The organism is Cellulomonas terrae (genome assembly GCF_007990265.1).
GTDB classification, from domain to species: domain Bacteria; phylum Actinomycetota; class Actinomycetes; order Actinomycetales; family Cellulomonadaceae; genus Cellulomonas; species Cellulomonas terrae.
In genome coordinates this window covers 70,611-85,659 of the sequence record NZ_BJWH01000015.1, presented here as the reverse complement: position 1 = coordinate 85,659, position 15,049 = coordinate 70,611, and the positions used below count along the sequence as shown (strand labels likewise).

Below are 15,049 nucleotides of genomic sequence, written 5' to 3'. Positions count from 1 at the left end.
GCGGGCCGGCCGGCGGGCCCCCCGGGTCAGCTGGGCGGGCACCCGGTCAGCCGGGCGGGCACCCGGTCAGCCGACGTCGCGGCGGCGGAAGACGAGCAGGGCGATGCCGGCGACGACGACCGCGAGGACGCCCAGGTAGATCGCCCCCTGCGTCTGCGAGACCACGTGCTCGACGCTCTGGCAGGACTGCCCCGCCGCGTTCACCGTGCACTGCGTCACGTAGTACTCGGTCGACCCCTCGACCCAGGCCGTCACGTTCGTGATGAGCGCCCACGGCTGCAGCTGCTGCACGCGGCCGACCAGGATCACCTCGACCAGCACGAGCCACCCCAGCATGACCCCCAGCACCGCGGCAGTGTGCCGCACCAGGAAGCCCAGGGCCGCACCGATCACCGCGATCACCGGCGCCAGGGCGACGATCCGCAGAGCCACGTGCACGGGCGAGCTCAGCTCGCTGGCGGGCCCGCCGTCGAGCGTGTCGAAGTAGCGGTAGAACGCCCACGACCCGCCGAGCACGATCGCGACGCCGACCGCGGCCACGGGGATGGTCGCGAGGCCGGCGGCGAGCACCTTGCTCAGGTACACCCGGGTCCGCCGCGGGGCGAAGGTCAGCCAGTTGCCGATGGACCCGGTCGAGAACTCGGCCGAGACGAAGCTGCCGGCGAGGAGCAGGGGTGCCAGTACGAAGAGGGCCGACATCGACATGAGCAGGGCGGTCGTGTCCGTGTCGAAGGACGGCGGGGAGCCCAGCCAGTTCTCGGCCTTCGGCTCCATCTGGTCGCAGCCCCAGTCGATGGCGTCCGGGTCGGTGGCCGCCTCCTTCTCGGCGGCCTCGCCCTCCTCGCAGTCGGCGACCCACTGCTCGCCGTTCTCCTCCCAGTCCTCGAGGGCCTGCTCGTAGTAGACCTGCGCCTGGGCGCGCTCGGCCTCGGTCGGCGGGGACGCCGACTGCCAGGCGTTCACGACGGCCAGGCAGCAGATGACCAGGACGCCGACGACCCCGAGCCGGATCAGCGTGCGCGACGCGAACCGGTCGAGCTCGACCCGCAGCAGCCGGCTCATGAGGCGTCCCCGGCGTGGTGCGCGGGTCTGTGCTGGCCGGCGGGTGGTGGCGCGTGCGTCCCGGGTCCGCGACCGGCAGTGAGCTCGAGGAAGACGGACTCCAGGTCGACACGGACGGGGACCAGCTCGTCGACGAACAGCCGCTGCGCCGCGAGCGCCTCGGTGATGCTCGCCGGGGCCACCCCGCCGTCGACCAGGAGGTACCGGCCCTCGGCGCGGACGGTCCAGCCCTGCGCGGCGAGCACCTGCTGGGCGCGCGGCACGTCGGCGATCCCGACCCGGACCGTGCCCGCCGCGCCCGCACCGATGAGGTCCGCGACGGTGCCGCTCGCGATGAGCTCACCCCGGGCGATGATCGACACGGTGTCGGCCACCTGCTCGACCTCGGCGAGGATGTGGCTGGACACCAGGACGGTCTTGCCGCGGTCCGCGAGCCCGCGCATGGTGCCGCGGATCTCACGGATGCCCGCGGGGTCCAGACCGTTCGTCGGCTCGTCGAAGATGAGCAGGTCCGGGTCCTTCAGCAGCGTCGCGGCGATGGCGAGCCGCTGCTTCATGCCGAGGGAGTAGCCCTTGTAGCGGTCGTCGGCCCGGTCGAGCAGCCCGACGTCCGAGAGCACCACGTCGACCAGCGTCGTCGGGGCGTCGATCGCCCGCGCGAGCATCGTGAGGTTCTTGCGGCCGGAGAAGCTCGGGAAGAACTTCGGCTGCTCGACGATCGCTCCGACGCGGCCGATGACCTCCGGCAGCCGCTCGGGCACCGTCTGGCCGAACACCGTCATGGTCCCGGAGTCCGCGCGGATCAGGCCGAGCAGCATCCGGATCGTGGTCGTCTTGCCCGCCCCGTTCGGGCCGAGGAACCCGTGCACACCGCCGACGGGGACGTCGAGGTCCAGCCCGCCGACGGCGACGGACCTCTGCCCGGTCCGGCTGCGGTACGTCTTGCGCAGGCCTCGGGTCGAGATGGCGAGCTCCGTCGACACGGCGGTGTGTCCCTTCGACGACCGGGCACGAGGAACGAGCCGAGCGCCCGATCGCGTGCACCGTACCTGCTGACGCACCGGCCGGGGGCCCGTTCCGCCCGTGTCCTGCGTCCCGACCCTCTCCCCGGCGAGCGACTGCACGACGGTCGGCCGAGCTCGCCGGGGTCGCGGCTCATGGCAGGAGCACGACCTTGCCCGCCACCGTGTGGGACTCGGCGAGCGCCAGCGCGCGACCGGCCTCGGTGAGCGGGAGTCGCGCGGCGACCTGGGGCGCGAGGGTGCCCGCGGCCAGCCGCTGGAAGACCTGCGTCAGGTCCTCGCGCAGGCGGCGGTGGAAGCGCGTCGGGCGGCGGCGACCGGCCCAGAAGTTGTAGAAGTGCGCGCGCCGACCGTTGGGCAGGAGGTTCCAGACCATCAGCCGGCCGACGAGCGCCAGCACGGGGAGCTGGGACCTCCCGGCGTCGTCCTTGGTCGCCGCCGTGCCGTAGGAGACGAGGGTGCCGCCGCGCCGCAGCAGCCGCCAGGAGTCCGCGATCCCCGCGCCGCCGACGTGGTCGAACACCGCGTCGACGCCGTCGGGCGCCAGGGCGCGCAACCGGTCGGCGAGGTCGGGCGCGCGGTAGTCGACGGGCGTCGCGCCGAGCGTTCGGACGTGGTCGTGGTGGCGCTCCGAGGCGGTGCCGATGACCGTGATGCCGGCGTCGGTCGCGAGCTGCACGAGCGTCGAGCCGACGCCGCCGTTCGCGCCGAGCACCACGATCGTCTGCCCGCGCTGCACCCGGGCGACGCGGTGCAGCATCTGCCAGGCCGTGATGCCGTTGACGACGACCGTCTCGGCGTCGGCGGGGTCGATCCCCTCGGGCACGGGGACCAGGTGGCCCGCGTCGAGAAGGACGTGCGTGGCCCACGCACCGGTCTTGACGACAGCGGCGACGCGCTCGCCCACGAGCCGCGGGTCGACGCCCTCGCCGACCGCGTCGACGACACCGACGAGGTCGTAGCCGGGGACGAACGGGAACGGCGGCTGGTCGTAGTACTTGCCGCGGCGCATCTGCTGCTCCGCGAAGGACACGCCCGTCGCCTCGACCCGGACCAGCGCCTGCCCGGCCGCGGGTGCGGGCCGGTCGCGGTCCCGGACGAGCAGGCCGTCGGGCTCGATGAGGCCGGGCATGACGATCTCGGTGGTGGCGGCCGGCGTGGTCATCGGAGCTCCTCGGAGGTGGTCGGGCGGGTGTGGAGCTTCACGAGCAGTGCGACGGCGGCCGCCACGATGAGGACGAGGAAGACCGGGTGCATGTCCTTCGACAGGCTCGGCGCCCCGTCGGGGCGCAGGATCCAGATGGCGAGCGGTGTCGCGTAGATCACGGCGAGCGCGGCGCTGTACGGCCGCAGGGAGCGAAGGGCCGGGCGGCGCCAGGTGCCGACGAGGACCAGTGCGACGGGCACGATGGCGAGCATCGAGAACTGGCCGAGCACGAGGACCGGGACGGCCCAGGCGGAGACGAGGACGGACCGTGGGGTGCGGCGGGTCGTGGTGAGCGTGGGCATGGTTCTCTCCTATCGATGGTTGAGTGACTAGTCACTCACTGTGTGGGGTCGAGCAGGATCGGACTGTCGTCGGGTCAGGCTGGGTGGCGGATGCCGGCGGAGACGATCGACGCCCACTCGTCGGGGACGTCGTCGATGCCGGTCGTGACGATCAGGTGGCACAGCTGCCCGTAGGCGATGAACCTCTGGACCGCGGCGTCGCTCGCGCCCGACCGCGTCTTGGCGAGCCGGACCACGGAGGCGAGCCCGGTGCGCAGGGCCTGACCGATCTCCGGGATCTCCGCGACCGACTGGGCGTGGACCTGGAGCATGAGCAGCGACCGGTCGCTGATGAGCTGGGCGTAGGCGCCACCCATGGCGTCGAGGATCTCGTCCGGGTCCGTCGAACCGGACTCGTCGGCCCCGATGGACAGGCTCTCGACGATCTGCCGGAAGCACTCCTCGAGCGCGGCGACGAACAGGCGCTCCTTGCTGGGGAACAGCTTGAACACGTAGGCGGGCGAGATGCGGGCGGCGCGAGCCACGTCCGCGATCGTCGTGCCGTGGTAGCCGCCCTGGGCGAACTCCTGGACCGCACTGGCCGTGACGACCGGGACGCGCAGCTCGGCGGTGCTGAGGGAGGACATGTGAGTGACTGTACAGTCACTCACAGCCCGGCACAACCGCTACCGGGTAGCGGCGAGCTGCTCGACCAGGCGCCAGCGCGACGCCGTCGTCTCGACGAGCACCAGACCGGCGGCGTCCAGCAGCAGCAGCGGGCGGCGGCGGTGGTGCTCCCCCGCACGCTCGGGCGTCACCCGGTCCAGCACCCGCTGCACCCCGCGGCCGAGCCGCGCCGACGACTCGACGTGGTCCGCCATCAGCAGCCGGCCGCCCGGTCGCAGCACGCGCGCCAGCTCGCGCAGCACCGCGAGCTCGTCGACGACGCAGCACATCGAGAACGTGGAGACCACGGTGTCGAAGGAACCGTCCGGAAGGTCCAGGTGGGCACTGTCGGCCTCGACCAGCCGGACCGGCACGCCGACCTCCTTCGCCCGTGCCGCGGCCGCCCGGAGCATCGCGGGGCTCACGTCGGCGATCGTCACGTCGGTGGCCCGGTCGCCGTAGTACGGCAGGTTCGCGCCCGTGCCGACCCCGACCTCCAGCGTCCTGCCGGACACCCGCTCGGCGATCCAGCGGCGCGCGGGGGCGAACAGCCGGGGCTCCAGGAACGCCGTGGTCCTGTCGTAGCCGGCAGCCTGCCCGTCCCAGTACTCGGCCCGCGTCACGCTCATGGTGCCCCAGGCTGCCACCGCTCCGTCGTCCGGCACACCCCGCAGACCGTGCTCGGGAGGATCACCGCTTCGGCCACGTCCACGCCGGGCCGTCGAGCACGCCCGCACCCTCCACCGTGGTCGCGCCGGCGCCCTTGGTGAGCTCGATCGTCGTGGCGTCGGCGGAGCGCAACGCCCGGACCAGATCGCCGGCATGCGTGACGACGAGCACCTGCGACCGCTCGGCAGCGGACGCGACGAGGGCGCCGACGGCGGGCATCAGGCTCGGGTGCAGGCTCGACTCGGGCTCGTTGAGGACCAGGAGGTCCGACGGGCGGGTCGCGTGGGCCGCGGCGACGAGGAGCAGGAACGTCAGGGTGCCGTCGGACAGCTCCGCCGCCGAGAGCGGCCGCCGCAGGCCGGGCTGCGTCATCGCGACCCGGCAGACACCGTCGTCGTCCTCGGTGACCACCAGCCGCGAGCCCGGGAACGCCACGTCGACCGACGCCTGGAGCGCATCGGTGTCGCCCGTGCGCTCGATGGTGAGCAGCGCCGCCGCCAGGTCGTCGCCGGTCGCGGACAGGACGGGCGTGAACGTGGCGACGCCCGGGCGCCGGGCTGGGCTGTCGGCGTCGGTGCGCAGGTGGTCGTAGAAGCGCCAGCGCCGGGCCTGCTCCCGCAGCGCGAACAGGTCGGGGGTCGCCGCCGGGTCCGCGAGCAGCGCCATCACCGACTCGTGCGCGTTCACCGTCAGCGGCACGGTCGTCCACCCACCGGCGTCGTCGCGGGTGCGGACGCGCGACCCGGTGCGCTCCGTCAGGACGGTCGACGGGCGCAGCACCGGGCCGGCCCACACGACCTCGGACTTGATCTCCGGGTCGAGCTTGAACGGTCCCAGCTGCGGCAGCCCGAGGTCGATCGCGTAGGAGAGGTCCTCCGTCGCGACCCCCAGGCGGACGGCGAGAGGCCCGTCCGACCGGCGACCGGCGTGCATCGCGGAGCGCATCCCGCCCTCACGCGCCAGGGAGGAGACGGCACCGTCGCGGGCCACCTCGGCGAGCAGGCGCAGCGCCCGGTAGACGCTCGTCTTGCCGCTCCCGTTGGCACCGGTGACGACCGTCAGGTTGCCGAGGCCGAGGGTCAGCGAACGCAGGCTGCGGTAGCCCTCGACGGCAAGAGTCCGGATCATGGCGCGACCCTAGCGGGGGTCACCGACGCTCTGACGGGCTCCGGGAAGCACTCCAGCGACGGAGCTCAGACCGGCTCGAGAAGCACCACGGGGATGACCCGCGACGTCCGCTCCTGGTACCGCGCATAGTTGGGCAGCGCCTCGATGATCCGCGGCCAGAGCGCCCGCCGTTCGTCGGGCGTCGCCACGCGCGCGACCATCGGGACGGGCGGTCCGCCCGTGAGCGACACGGTCACCTGCGGGTGGTCGCGCAGGTTGAGGAACCAGGAGGGGTGCTCGTCGTTGCCCCCCGCGGACGCCACGACGACGAGCGTCCGCCCGAGCGTGACGGGAGCGGTCAGCATCGACGACCGTGGCTTCCCCGACCGCCGGCCGACGGTCACCAGCTCCAGCGACGGCAGGCCGACCAGCGTCCCGCCGAACCGACCCCCGCTGGCCCTCACCCCGGCGCGGTGGAGCCAGCTGAGCGTCCTCATCACGACGGTGCTGGTCATGCCTCGATGAGAGCACGGGACGTCCGCCGGGGCGAGCGTACGGACGACCGGAGGCTCCTGTCGGAGGCTGGTGGGACGATGCCGCGATGACCAGGTTCGTCGTCGACGCGGGTGCCGCTCTGCGGTTCGCCGCGGCCGGCACCCCGCTGCCCGACGCCCACGAGCTCCTCGCGCCGACGCTCCTGCGGTCGCAGGCGCTGTCCGCGATGCACGAGGCCGTGCACCGCGGAGAGCTCTCCGCTGCGGACGCGCGCGAGCGGCTGGCCCGGCTGAACCGCACGAAGATCCGGCTGCTCGGCGACGGCGTGCTGCGCAAGGTGGCCTGGACGGTCGCCGACGAGCTCGGCTGGGCGTCGACGTACGCCGCCGAGTACGTCGCACTGACGCGGCTGCAGGCGGACTACCTGGTGACGCTCGACGACGAGCTCGCGCGGGCCGTGCAGGGCGTCGTGCCGACGGCACCGTTCGACGCCCTCCTCGACCCCCGGTCCTAGGGTGCAGGCATGGAGGACTACTGGTGGGAGCCCCCGATGGCGGGCACCGAGCTGGAGCACCTCGTGGGCGCCCTCGACCGGCTGCGCACGACGTTCCGGTGGAAGGTCGACGACCTGGACGCGGCAGGGCTCGGCGCCCGGATCCCGTCGTCGGACCTCACCCTCGGAGGCCTGCTCAAGCACCTCGCGGCCGTGGAGGACCTCCAGTTCACGGTCCGGCTGACGGGCGGGCGGATCGGTGAGCCGTGGGAGTCCACCGGGTGGCGAGGCGGCAACGACTGGCTGTTCAGCACGGCGGCAGACGACAGCCCCGACGAGCTCTACGCGTACTGGGACGGCGCCGTCCGCCGGTCCCGGGACCGGCTCGGTGCGGCTCTGACGGCCGGTGGGCTCGACCACGCGGTCGACCTGGCCGACTCCGACGGCAGGCCCGCGAACCTGCGGCGGCTCCTGTTCGACCTCGTCGAGGAGTACGGACGGCACACCGGGCACGCGGACCTGCTGCGGGAGGCGGTCGACGGGCGCGTCGGCGAGGACCCTCCACCCGGCTGGCGCGCGGTGTCGGGTTCGTTCGGACCCCCTGCCCGGTGAACGTCTCGCTCAGCCCCTGGTCGACCTCCGACGCCGACTCGCTCACCGTCGCCGTCGAGGAGAGCCCCGAGCTCGCTGTCCAGCTCGGGCAGGAGGTCGAGTCACGTGCCGCAGCCCGCACCTACATCGCGCAGTACCTCACCGACGACGACGGGACGGTCGCGTTCGCGATCCGGGTCGACGGTGTCGCGGTCGGCCACGTCGCGCTCAGCCACATCGAGCGTCGGAACGACTCCGCGTGGGCGTCGTACTGGGTCACCGCCAGCCGGCGCGGGCACGGGCTCGCCACGCGTGCGCTGGCCACGATCGCCGCCCACGCGTTCGACACCGTCGGCCTGTTCCGGATCGAGCTCGGGCACCGCGTGAACAACCCCGCGTCCTGCCGGGTGGCCACCGCGGCCGGGTTCGCCGCCGAGGGCATCGAACGGGCGAAGCTGCGGTACGGCAGCGACCGGTACGACGTGGAGACGCACGCCCGGCTGTCGACGGACCCGAGACCGCCCGTCGAGCTGGTGCCGATCGTCGGGGCGGCGGTGCGCGCCGGCCGGTGACCGCACGGGCGCCCGTCAGCGGGAGCGGGCGCGACCCTGCACGCGGCCGGCGCCGGCCACCGTCCGGGCGTCGACCGCGTGCGCGGTCAGAAGTCGCCGCCTCCGAAGTCGCCCCCGAAGTCGCCGAACCCTCCGTCGAAGCCCGCGTCCGCACCCGGGTCGGCGGCGACGTCCCCGCCGCTGTCGGCCGCGGGGTCGGCGCCGCCGCCGTCGGACAGGTCGAAGAAGCTGTCCGCGATCGCGGTGCCGATGAACGCACCGGCGACGCTGGCCAGCAGGCTGCCGGCGAGCATCCCGCCCATGCCGAGACCGCCGCCGCCGAAGCGGTTCTCCAGGGTCCCGGGTGCGCGCATCTCGGCGCGGGTCGCCATCCGGGCGAGCGCGCGCGGGTCGTCGGACTGCGCCCGCTCGGCCTCGGGCACGTCCTGCGAGAGCCCGTCGAGGACCTGCCGGCGCTGCTCGGGCGTGAGCTGCGCGAACGCCTCGGCGTGCGCCTGCTCGATCGCGTCCGGCGGCGCGGTGCGCAGGAGGTAGCGGTAGCGCTCGATGGCCGCCTCGTCGAAGGTCGGCCGGTTGCCGTACCGCGCGCTCGGCTGCTGGTCGGTGGGCTGCTCGTCGCGACCCAGGAACCGGTCGAGGAATCCCACGCGTCTCACCTCTCGTGTCGGTCTCTGGTCCAACGCGGCCGACGCTCGACGGGTTCCGACGCCCGCCTCCTCGGCACTGCGCGGCACGCACCGGTGGGCCGAGGCTCGTCGCGTGACGCCGCCCGCCGGGGGCCCGACGAATACCGATGGCCTGCTCGTCCGCGTCCTGACAGAGTGGCGCCGCCCGATCCCCTGGAGGTCCACCATGCCCGCTCTCGACGGACGCGTCGTCCTGGTCACCGGCGCCAGCCGCCGCATCGCGATCGGCGCCGGCGTCGCCCGCCGACTGGTCGCCGACGGTGCCACGGTGCTGCTGCACTCCTGGTCACCGCACGACGCGGAGCAGCCGTGGGGCGCGGACGAGGGCGGGGTCGACGCGCTCGTCGACGAGCTGCGCGCGGCCGGCGGGACCGTCGAGCACGTGTCGACGGACCTCGCCGACCCGGCCGCACCGCACGCGCTCGTCGACGCCGCCCACGACACGTTCGGCCGGCTCGACGCGGTCGTCGCCAACCACGCGCGCAGCTCCGGCCAGAACCTGGAGCAGCTGACCGCCACGGAGATCGACCTGTCCTACGCGGTGAACACCCGCGCCACGCTCCTGCTCGTGCAGGCGTTCGCGGGGCGGTACGACGACGCACCGGGCGGGCGCGTCGTCCTCTTCACGTCCGGCCAGTACCGGGGCGCGATGCCCGACGAGCTGCCCTACATCGCGTCGAAGGCGGCCCTGCACGAGCTCACCGCGAGCCTCGCGGTGCACCTGATGCCCCGCGGCATCACGGTCAACTGCGTGAACCCCGGCCCGAACGACACCGGGTACGCCGACGACGCCGCACGCGCTGCCGTCAGCGCCCACAGCCCCGGCGGCCGGTGGAGCACCCCCGCCGACACCGCGCGGCTGATCGCCTGGCTGCTGAGCGACGAGGCCGACTGGGTGACCGGGCAGACGATCGCGTCGGACGGCGGCTTCTCGTCGCTCTGAGCCCGACGGTCTGGACGGGGACGTCGCGGGTCGGGCGACCGCGTCGCCCGACGAACCCCCCCGCACCGGGGACCCGGGCGAGGCGTTCGTCGGCTGGTACCGCGACGCGGCAGACAATCAGGTGTGATCCGCACCAGCCGACGCACTACCGTCTGGCCCTCGTGAGCCGGATCCTGGACACCGTCGTCCCTCGCAGGCTGGGCACCGGGTTCCGGTGGCTGCTGGCCTCGTCGTGGAGCACGAACCTGGGCGACGGGCTCGTCCTGGCGGCCGGCCCGCTGCTGGTGGCGTCGCGGACGGACGACGCGTTCCTGGTCGCGCTGGCGGCGCTGCTGCAGTGGTTGCCGCCCCTGCTGTTCGGGCTGTGGGCCGGGGCGGTGACGGACCGGCTGGACCGGCGGCGGCTGGTGATCGTCGTCGACTCGTTGCGCACCCTGGTCCTGGTGCTGCTCGCGACGGCGGTGGCGGTGGACGTCGCGACGATCTGGCTCGTCCTGGTGGCCATGTTCCTGCTGGGCACCGCGGAGACCTTCGCCGACAACGCGTCGAGCACGCTGGTCCCGATGCTGGTCCAGCGCGACGACCTGGCCCTGGCGAACAGCCGGATCATGGCGGGGTTCGTCACCGTGAACCAGCTCGTCGGCCCTCCGCTGGGGGCGTTCCTGTTCGCCGTCGGGCACGCGTGGCCGTTCGCGGCGGAGGCGGTGCTCGTCGCCGCGGGCGCCGTCCTGGTCTCCCGCGTGGTCCTGCCGCCGCACCGGGCCGAGAAGCGCGCGACGCACATCCGGCACGACATCGCCGAGGGGGTCCGCTGGGTGCGGCACCACGCGGCCGTGCGGACGCTCGTGCTGACGATCCTGATCTTCAACGTGACGTTCGGGGCCGCGTGGTCGGTGCTCGTCCTCTACGCGCGGGAGCGGCTCGGGCTGGGGGCGATCGGGTTCGGGCTCATCACGACCGTCATGGCTCTGGGCGGGCTCGTCGGGACCGTGTCCTACGGCTGGATCACGCGGCGGGTCAGCCTGGCGAACCTCATGCGGATCGGCCTGGTCATCGAGACCCTCACGCACCTGGCCCTCGCCCTGACGACGAGCGCGTGGTTCGCGGTGGTCGTGTTCTTCGTGTTCGGCGCGCACGCGTTCGTGTGGGGGACGACGTCGGTGACGATCCGGCAGCGGGCCGTGCCGACGCAGCTGCAGGGTCGGGTCGGCAGCGTGAACCTGGTGGGAGTGTTCGGCGGGCTGGTGGTCGGCGCCGCGATCGGCGGGGTGCTCGCGCAGCGCTACGGCGTGACGGCGCCGTTCTGGTTCGCGTTCGTCGGGTCGGCGATCTTCGTCGTGCTCATCTGGCACCAGCTGCGGCACGTCGCGCACGCGGACGAGCAGGACGCCCCCGCAGCGGCTTGACGTCTGTATCGAAGTTCTTCAATATAGGCCCGTGCCCTCCCCCGCTGCGTCGACCGCGATGGGCGCCCCCGCCGCCGACCAGGTCGCGCGGACGCTCAAGGCGCTGGCGGACCCGCTGCGCGTCCGGGCGCTCTCCCTCATCGCCGCCAGCCCGCGGGGCGAGGTGTGCGTGGAGGACGTCAGCACGCTCACGGCGGTGTCGCAGCCGACGGTCTCCCACCACCTCAAGGTCCTCAAGGACGGCGGCCTCGTCACGGCCGAGCGTCGCGGGACGTGGGTCTGGTACCGGCTCGCCCCCGAGCACCGCGGTGCGGTCCGCGCGGTCCTGGAGGCCTTCGACGACGTGGACCCGCACCCGACGGGACCGGTGCCGGACCTCGACCACCACCTCGACCGCGTCGCCGCCGACCTCGCACCGCGGTACCCCACGATCGTTGCCGCCCGCGTCCGGGACGTCGTGCGCGACTCCTCGACGGCGCTCGCCCGGACCTCCGGCCTGGGCGAGCGGCTGGTCCTCCTGACGGAGCGGTTCGCCCGTCAGCGCCTCGACGACCTCGTGCGGATCGAGGGCGGCACCACCGTCCCCCGGGTCCTGTTCGTCTGCGTCGCCAACGCCGGCCGCTCGCAGCTCGCCGCCGCCCTGCTCCAGCACCACGCGGGCGGCACGGTCCTGGCCCGGTCGGCCGGGTCGGCGCCGGCCCCCGCGGTCCACACGCACGTCCGCCCCGAGCTCGAGGCGCTCGGCGCCGACGGGTTCCCCAAGCCGCTCACCGACGACGCCGTCCGCGCCGCCGACGTCGTCGTGACGATGGGCTGCGGCGACGTCTGCCCCGTCTACCCCGGCACGCGCTACGAGGACTGGGCGGTGGGCGACCCCGCGCTGGCCTCCCCCGAGGGCGTCACGGCGATCCGCGCCGACATCGACGCCCGCGTCCGCACCCTGCTCACCTCCCTCGCAACCCCAGGAGTGTCATGACCAAGCCCAGCGTCCTGTTCGTCTGCGTCCACAACGCCGGCCGCTCCCAGATGGCGGCAGGGTTCCTCACCGCGCTGTCCGGTGGCGCCGTCGAGGTGCGCTCGGCCGGCTCGATGCCCGCCGACCAGGTCAATCCCGTCGCGGTCGACGCCATGGCGGAGGTCGGCGTCGACATCCGCGCCGAGCAGCCGAAGGTGCTGACCACCGAGGCCGTGCAGGCCTCCGACGTGGTGGTCACCATGGGCTGCGGCGACGCGTGCCCGTACTTCCCCGGCAAGCGGTACGAGGACTGGGTGCTCGAGGACCCGGCAGGGCAGGGCATCGACTCCGTCCGGCCGATCCGCGACGAGATCCGCGGCCGGGTCCTCACGCTGCTGGACGAGCTGGGCGTGGAGCCCGTCGGCGCGTGACCGCCCTCGTCCGACGGCTGGGGGTCACCGACGCGGTCGTGGTCGGGCTCGGCGCCATGCTCGGCGCGGGGGTGTTCGCGGCGTTCGCGCCCGCCGCGCAGGCAGCAGGCACGGGGCTGCTGATCGGGCTCGGCATCGCCGCGGTCGTCGCGTTCTGCAACGCGACCTCGTCGGCACGCCTGGCGGCGGTGCACCCCGAGTCGGGCGGCACCTACGTGTACGCCCGGGAACGCCTCGGCCGGTTCTGGGGGTTCCAGGCGGGCTGGTCGTTCGTCGTCGGCAAGACCGCGAGCTGTGCGGCCATGGCGCTCACCTTCGCCAGCTACGCCGCACCCGGGCAGACCCGGCTCGTCGGGGTGCTCGCGGTGGTCGCCGTCACCGCCCTGAGCTACCGCGGCGTCCAGCGGTCCACCCGCGTGAGCCTCCTGATCGTGGTGCTCACGCTCGTCACGCTCGCCGTGGTCGTCGTGGCGGCGCTGACGGGGGGCACGGCGTCGACCGCGAACCTCACCGGTGTGGACCCCGGCGGGGTGCTGCAGTCCGCGGGCCTGCTGTTCTTCGCGTTCGCGGGCTACGCCCGGATCGCCACGTTGGGCGAGGAGGTCGTCGACCCGCGCCGGACGATCCCGCGCGCGATCCCGCTCGCGCTCGGGATCGTCCTCGTCGTGTACCTCGTCGTCGGGGTGAGCGCCCTCCTCGCCGTCGGCCCCGACGCGCTCGCCGCGACCGCCGCTCCGCTGCGCGCGGTGGTGGAGGCCGGGTCATTCGCCGACCTGAGCCCTGTCGTCCAGGTCGGCGCGGCCGTCGCGTCGCTGGGCGCACTGCTCGCACTGGTGCTCGGGGTGTCACGGACGACCCTGGCGATGGCGCGACGGCGCGAGCTGCCCCCGTTCCTCGCCGCCGTCGACGCGCGGCACGGGGTGCCGTACCGCGCAGAGCTCGCCGTCGCGGCCGTCGTGATCGTGCTCGTCGCCACCCTGGACGTGCGGGGCGCGATCGGGTTCTCGTCGTTCGGCGTGCTCACCTACTACGCCCTGACGAACGCCTCCGCGCTGCGGCTCGGGCCGGACGAGGGGCGCCCGCCCCGGTGGGTGTCCGTGCTGGGGCTGGTCGGCTGCGTGGTCCTGGCCGTGACGCTGCCGCTGCCGTCGATCCTGGGCGGCCTGGCTGTCGCCCTCGCCGGCGCGACCGTCTGGGCGGTCCACCGCCGGAGCACGGACCGCCTCCCGCCGAGAAACAACTGACCGGCAGCGGTGGTTGACCCTGACGAGAGGAGCCCCCATGACCAGCAACCCCACCTGGACCGACCCGCGCGAGCAGATCGAGGCCGTCGTGATGATGGCCGACGGGCGCCTCGCGCCGCGGACGTTCGCCGACCGCGCCGCGGCCGAGGCCTGGGCGCGGCCGGAGCTCGGCGACCAGGTGCTCGAGCGCAACCTCGTCTGCTCCTGCGACAGCTGACCGCGGGTGACCGGCGCCTGGAGCTCGGCGCCGGCGACCCGCGCGGTAGCCGGTCGGCCACCAGGGCGCTGCTATGTTCCGCGGATGCCTGTGGGGACTCGTCGGGACGTGCTGCGCGCGTCCGTGCTCACCCTCGTCGTGCCCACCGTCGTCGCCGTCGCCGTGGCGTTCCCCGCGTCGTCGCTCGCGCGGCGGGCGGAGGGCTTCGACGGGCTCGGGATCCTCCTGCTGGGCATGGCCGTCGCGGGGGTGCTGGGCGTGGTCGCCCTCGTCGTCACGGCGTCGGTCGCCTTCGGGCGGGCGTTGCCCCGGGGGCAGCGGGGGCGGGCGGTCCTCGCCGCCGTCGTCGGTCCGCTCGCGGCGCTGGCCGTGACCGTCGGACCGCTCGCATGGGGCGGACCGGCCACGAAGCTGTGCCTGCTGAGCCTGACGGTGCTGCTCCCGCTCGTGGTGACCGGCCACCTGCGACGGAGGTGGGCCGCCGTCGTCGTCGTCGCGGCGGTGGTGCTCGGGCTCGTCCACACCGGGACGCAGCGGTGGAGCCACGACCAGGACCGGCGTGCCGAGCTCGAGCGGTTCGAGGGTGCGCTCCCTTTGACCGACGGACGCTCGCTCGACAGCCCCCTGCCCGGGGGGTGGGTGTACCTGACCACGTCCGTGCACTCCCGCGGGTCCGGTCTGCCGCTCGGGATGCAGTGGCGGCGCGACGCTGGAACGCCGGACGAGGACAACTACTCCGTCACGGTCGACACCACTCCGACCGACTGCACCCCGCTGGGCACCGAGCCGACGTGCACGGTGATCGGCCGGGGAGCCCACGGGGACGTCACGCGCAGCGAGCGCGGGTACGTGTTCGTCCGGGTCGGCGAGGTCGAGTGGCGCGTGGAGTCGTTCCGGCTCGACGACGCCGACGCGACCACCGTCCTGGATCGGCTCGAGCCCGTCGGCGTGGACGCGTTCCTGCGAGCGGCCGAGGGCACGATCGGCGAGTTCTGACCGTCC

The 15,049-nt window shown here is 74.0% G+C and carries 19 protein-coding genes; 10 read left to right on the top strand and 9 right to left on the bottom strand.

What is annotated here, in order from left to right:
• Nucleotides 1-66 precede the first annotated feature (66 nt).
• The 8 genes from CTE05_RS14045 to CTE05_RS14010 form a co-directional block, all read right to left on the bottom strand.
• Nucleotides 67-1,062, bottom strand: a complete 996-nt coding sequence (locus tag CTE05_RS14045) for an ABC transporter permease (protein WP_146846936.1) — start codon at nt 1,060-1,062, stop codon at nt 67-69.
• Nucleotides 1,059-2,045, bottom strand: coding sequence for an ABC transporter ATP-binding protein (locus CTE05_RS14040; protein WP_246123625.1), 987 nt, complete (start codon nt 2,043-2,045; stop codon nt 1,059-1,061). The genes CTE05_RS14045 and CTE05_RS14040 overlap by 4 nt, the downstream gene beginning before the upstream one ends.
• A gap of 172 nt (nt 2,046-2,217) precedes the next feature.
• The gene (locus tag CTE05_RS14035; RefSeq protein ID WP_146846935.1) at nt 2,218-3,249 is read right to left on the bottom strand and encodes a medium chain dehydrogenase/reductase family protein; all 1,032 of its coding nucleotides are present in this window, start codon (nt 3,247-3,249) and stop codon (nt 2,218-2,220) included.
• Nucleotides 3,246-3,593: a hypothetical protein gene (locus tag CTE05_RS14030; protein WP_146846934.1), complete on the bottom strand. Its 348-nt coding sequence runs from the start codon at nt 3,591-3,593 to the stop codon at nt 3,246-3,248. Before CTE05_RS14030 ends, CTE05_RS14035 begins: the two co-directional genes overlap by 4 nt.
• Nucleotides 3,594-3,667: 74 nt before the next feature.
• The gene (locus CTE05_RS14025) at nt 3,668-4,219 is read right to left on the bottom strand and encodes a TetR/AcrR family transcriptional regulator (RefSeq protein ID WP_146846933.1); all 552 of its coding nucleotides are present in this window, start codon (nt 4,217-4,219) and stop codon (nt 3,668-3,670) included.
• A 39-nt stretch (nt 4,220-4,258) separates the two neighbouring features.
• Nucleotides 4,259-4,867, bottom strand: a complete 609-nt coding sequence (locus tag CTE05_RS14020; protein WP_146846932.1) for a class I SAM-dependent methyltransferase — start codon at nt 4,865-4,867, stop codon at nt 4,259-4,261.
• A 61-nt stretch (nt 4,868-4,928) separates the two neighbouring features.
• On the bottom strand, nt 4,929-6,035 hold the full coding sequence (locus CTE05_RS14015) for an AAA family ATPase (protein ID WP_146846931.1): 1,107 nt from the start codon (nt 6,033-6,035) through the stop codon (nt 4,929-4,931).
• 65 nt (nt 6,036-6,100) lie between these two features.
• Complete coding sequence (locus tag CTE05_RS14010; RefSeq protein WP_146846930.1) at nt 6,101-6,529, bottom strand: nitroreductase/quinone reductase family protein; 429 nt, start codon at nt 6,527-6,529, stop codon at nt 6,101-6,103.
• Nucleotides 6,530-6,615: 86 nt separating this feature from the next.
• Between CTE05_RS14010 and CTE05_RS14005 the strand changes: the two genes are divergently transcribed.
• Genes CTE05_RS14005 through CTE05_RS13995 form a run of 3 tightly spaced genes read left to right on the top strand, consistent with a single transcriptional unit; the run spans nt 6,616 to nt 8,165 of the window.
• Complete coding sequence (locus tag CTE05_RS14005; RefSeq protein WP_146846929.1) at nt 6,616-7,023, top strand: type II toxin-antitoxin system VapC family toxin; 408 nt, start codon at nt 6,616-6,618, stop codon at nt 7,021-7,023.
• Between the two features lie 9 nt (nt 7,024-7,032).
• Entirely contained in the window at nt 7,033-7,614 is a 582-nt protein-coding gene (locus CTE05_RS14000) for a mycothiol transferase (RefSeq protein WP_146846928.1), read from the top strand.
• Nucleotides 7,611-8,165, top strand: a complete 555-nt coding sequence (locus tag CTE05_RS13995) for a GNAT family N-acetyltransferase (RefSeq protein WP_146846927.1) — start codon at nt 7,611-7,613, stop codon at nt 8,163-8,165. Before CTE05_RS14000 ends, CTE05_RS13995 begins: the two co-directional genes overlap by 4 nt.
• Before the next feature lie 86 nt (nt 8,166-8,251).
• Here the strand turns inward: CTE05_RS13995 and CTE05_RS13990 are convergent, their stop codons facing one another.
• Nucleotides 8,252-8,812 (bottom strand): hypothetical protein, encoded by a 561-nt coding sequence (locus CTE05_RS13990; RefSeq protein WP_146846926.1) that lies wholly within the window; start codon nt 8,810-8,812, stop codon nt 8,252-8,254.
• Between the two features lie 205 nt (nt 8,813-9,017).
• On the opposite strand from CTE05_RS13990, the gene CTE05_RS13985 reads away from it, so the two are divergent.
• The 7 genes from CTE05_RS13985 to CTE05_RS13955 all read left to right on the top strand — a co-directional run bounded on the left by CTE05_RS13985 (nt 9,018) and on the right by CTE05_RS13955 (nt 15,043).
• Entirely contained in the window at nt 9,018-9,794 is a 777-nt protein-coding gene (locus CTE05_RS13985) for an SDR family oxidoreductase (protein ID WP_146846925.1), read from the top strand.
• Between the two features lie 161 nt (nt 9,795-9,955).
• Complete coding sequence (locus CTE05_RS13980) at nt 9,956-11,200, top strand: MFS transporter (protein WP_146846924.1); 1,245 nt, start codon at nt 9,956-9,958, stop codon at nt 11,198-11,200.
• 58 nt (nt 11,201-11,258) lie between these two features.
• A complete protein-coding gene (locus tag CTE05_RS13975) occupies nt 11,259-12,176 on the top strand; it encodes a metalloregulator ArsR/SmtB family transcription factor (RefSeq protein WP_146846962.1) in 918 nt (305 codons plus the stop codon).
• The gene (locus CTE05_RS13970; protein WP_146846923.1) at nt 12,173-12,586 is read left to right on the top strand and encodes an arsenate reductase ArsC; all 414 of its coding nucleotides are present in this window, start codon (nt 12,173-12,175) and stop codon (nt 12,584-12,586) included. The genes CTE05_RS13975 and CTE05_RS13970 overlap by 4 nt, the downstream gene beginning before the upstream one ends.
• Complete coding sequence (locus CTE05_RS13965; protein ID WP_281286185.1) at nt 12,583-13,830, top strand: APC family permease; 1,248 nt, start codon at nt 12,583-12,585, stop codon at nt 13,828-13,830. The genes CTE05_RS13970 and CTE05_RS13965 overlap by 4 nt, the downstream gene beginning before the upstream one ends.
• A 37-nt stretch (nt 13,831-13,867) precedes the next feature.
• Nucleotides 13,868-14,047, top strand: coding sequence for a hypothetical protein (locus CTE05_RS13960; protein WP_146846922.1), 180 nt, complete (start codon nt 13,868-13,870; stop codon nt 14,045-14,047).
• Between the two features lie 84 nt (nt 14,048-14,131).
• On the top strand, nt 14,132-15,043 hold the full coding sequence (locus CTE05_RS13955) for a hypothetical protein (RefSeq protein WP_146846921.1): 912 nt from the start codon (nt 14,132-14,134) through the stop codon (nt 15,041-15,043).
• Nucleotides 15,044-15,049: the final 6 nt, after the last annotated feature.

Coding starts and splice junctions, on each gene's coding strand:
- CTE05_RS13955 (WP_146846921.1), top strand. CDS start 14,132: ATGCCTGTGGGGACTCGTCGGGACGTGCTGCGCGCGTCCGTGCTCACC.
- CTE05_RS13975 (WP_146846962.1), top strand. CDS start 11,259: ATGGGCGCCCCCGCCGCCGACCAGGTCGCGCGGACGCTCAAGGCGCTG.
- CTE05_RS14045 (WP_146846936.1), bottom strand. CDS start 1,062: ATGAGCCGGCTGCTGCGGGTCGAGCTCGACCGGTTCGCGTCGCGCACG.
- CTE05_RS14025 (WP_146846933.1), bottom strand. CDS start 4,219: ATGTCCTCCCTCAGCACCGCCGAGCTGCGCGTCCCGGTCGTCACGGCC.
- CTE05_RS14020 (WP_146846932.1), bottom strand. CDS start 4,867: ATGAGCGTGACGCGGGCCGAGTACTGGGACGGGCAGGCTGCCGGCTAC.
- CTE05_RS13985 (WP_146846925.1), top strand. CDS start 9,018: ATGCCCGCTCTCGACGGACGCGTCGTCCTGGTCACCGGCGCCAGCCGC.
- CTE05_RS14000 (WP_146846928.1), top strand. CDS start 7,033: ATGGAGGACTACTGGTGGGAGCCCCCGATGGCGGGCACCGAGCTGGAG.
- CTE05_RS14030 (WP_146846934.1), bottom strand. CDS start 3,593: ATGCCCACGCTCACCACGACCCGCCGCACCCCACGGTCCGTCCTCGTC.
- CTE05_RS14005 (WP_146846929.1), top strand. CDS start 6,616: ATGACCAGGTTCGTCGTCGACGCGGGTGCCGCTCTGCGGTTCGCCGCG.
- CTE05_RS13960 (WP_146846922.1), top strand. CDS start 13,868: ATGACCAGCAACCCCACCTGGACCGACCCGCGCGAGCAGATCGAGGCC.
- CTE05_RS14015 (WP_146846931.1), bottom strand. CDS start 6,035: ATGATCCGGACTCTTGCCGTCGAGGGCTACCGCAGCCTGCGTTCGCTG.
- CTE05_RS13970 (WP_146846923.1), top strand. CDS start 12,173: ATGACCAAGCCCAGCGTCCTGTTCGTCTGCGTCCACAACGCCGGCCGC.
- CTE05_RS14010 (WP_146846930.1), bottom strand. CDS start 6,529: ATGACCAGCACCGTCGTGATGAGGACGCTCAGCTGGCTCCACCGCGCC.
- CTE05_RS14035 (WP_146846935.1), bottom strand. CDS start 3,249: ATGACCACGCCGGCCGCCACCACCGAGATCGTCATGCCCGGCCTCATC.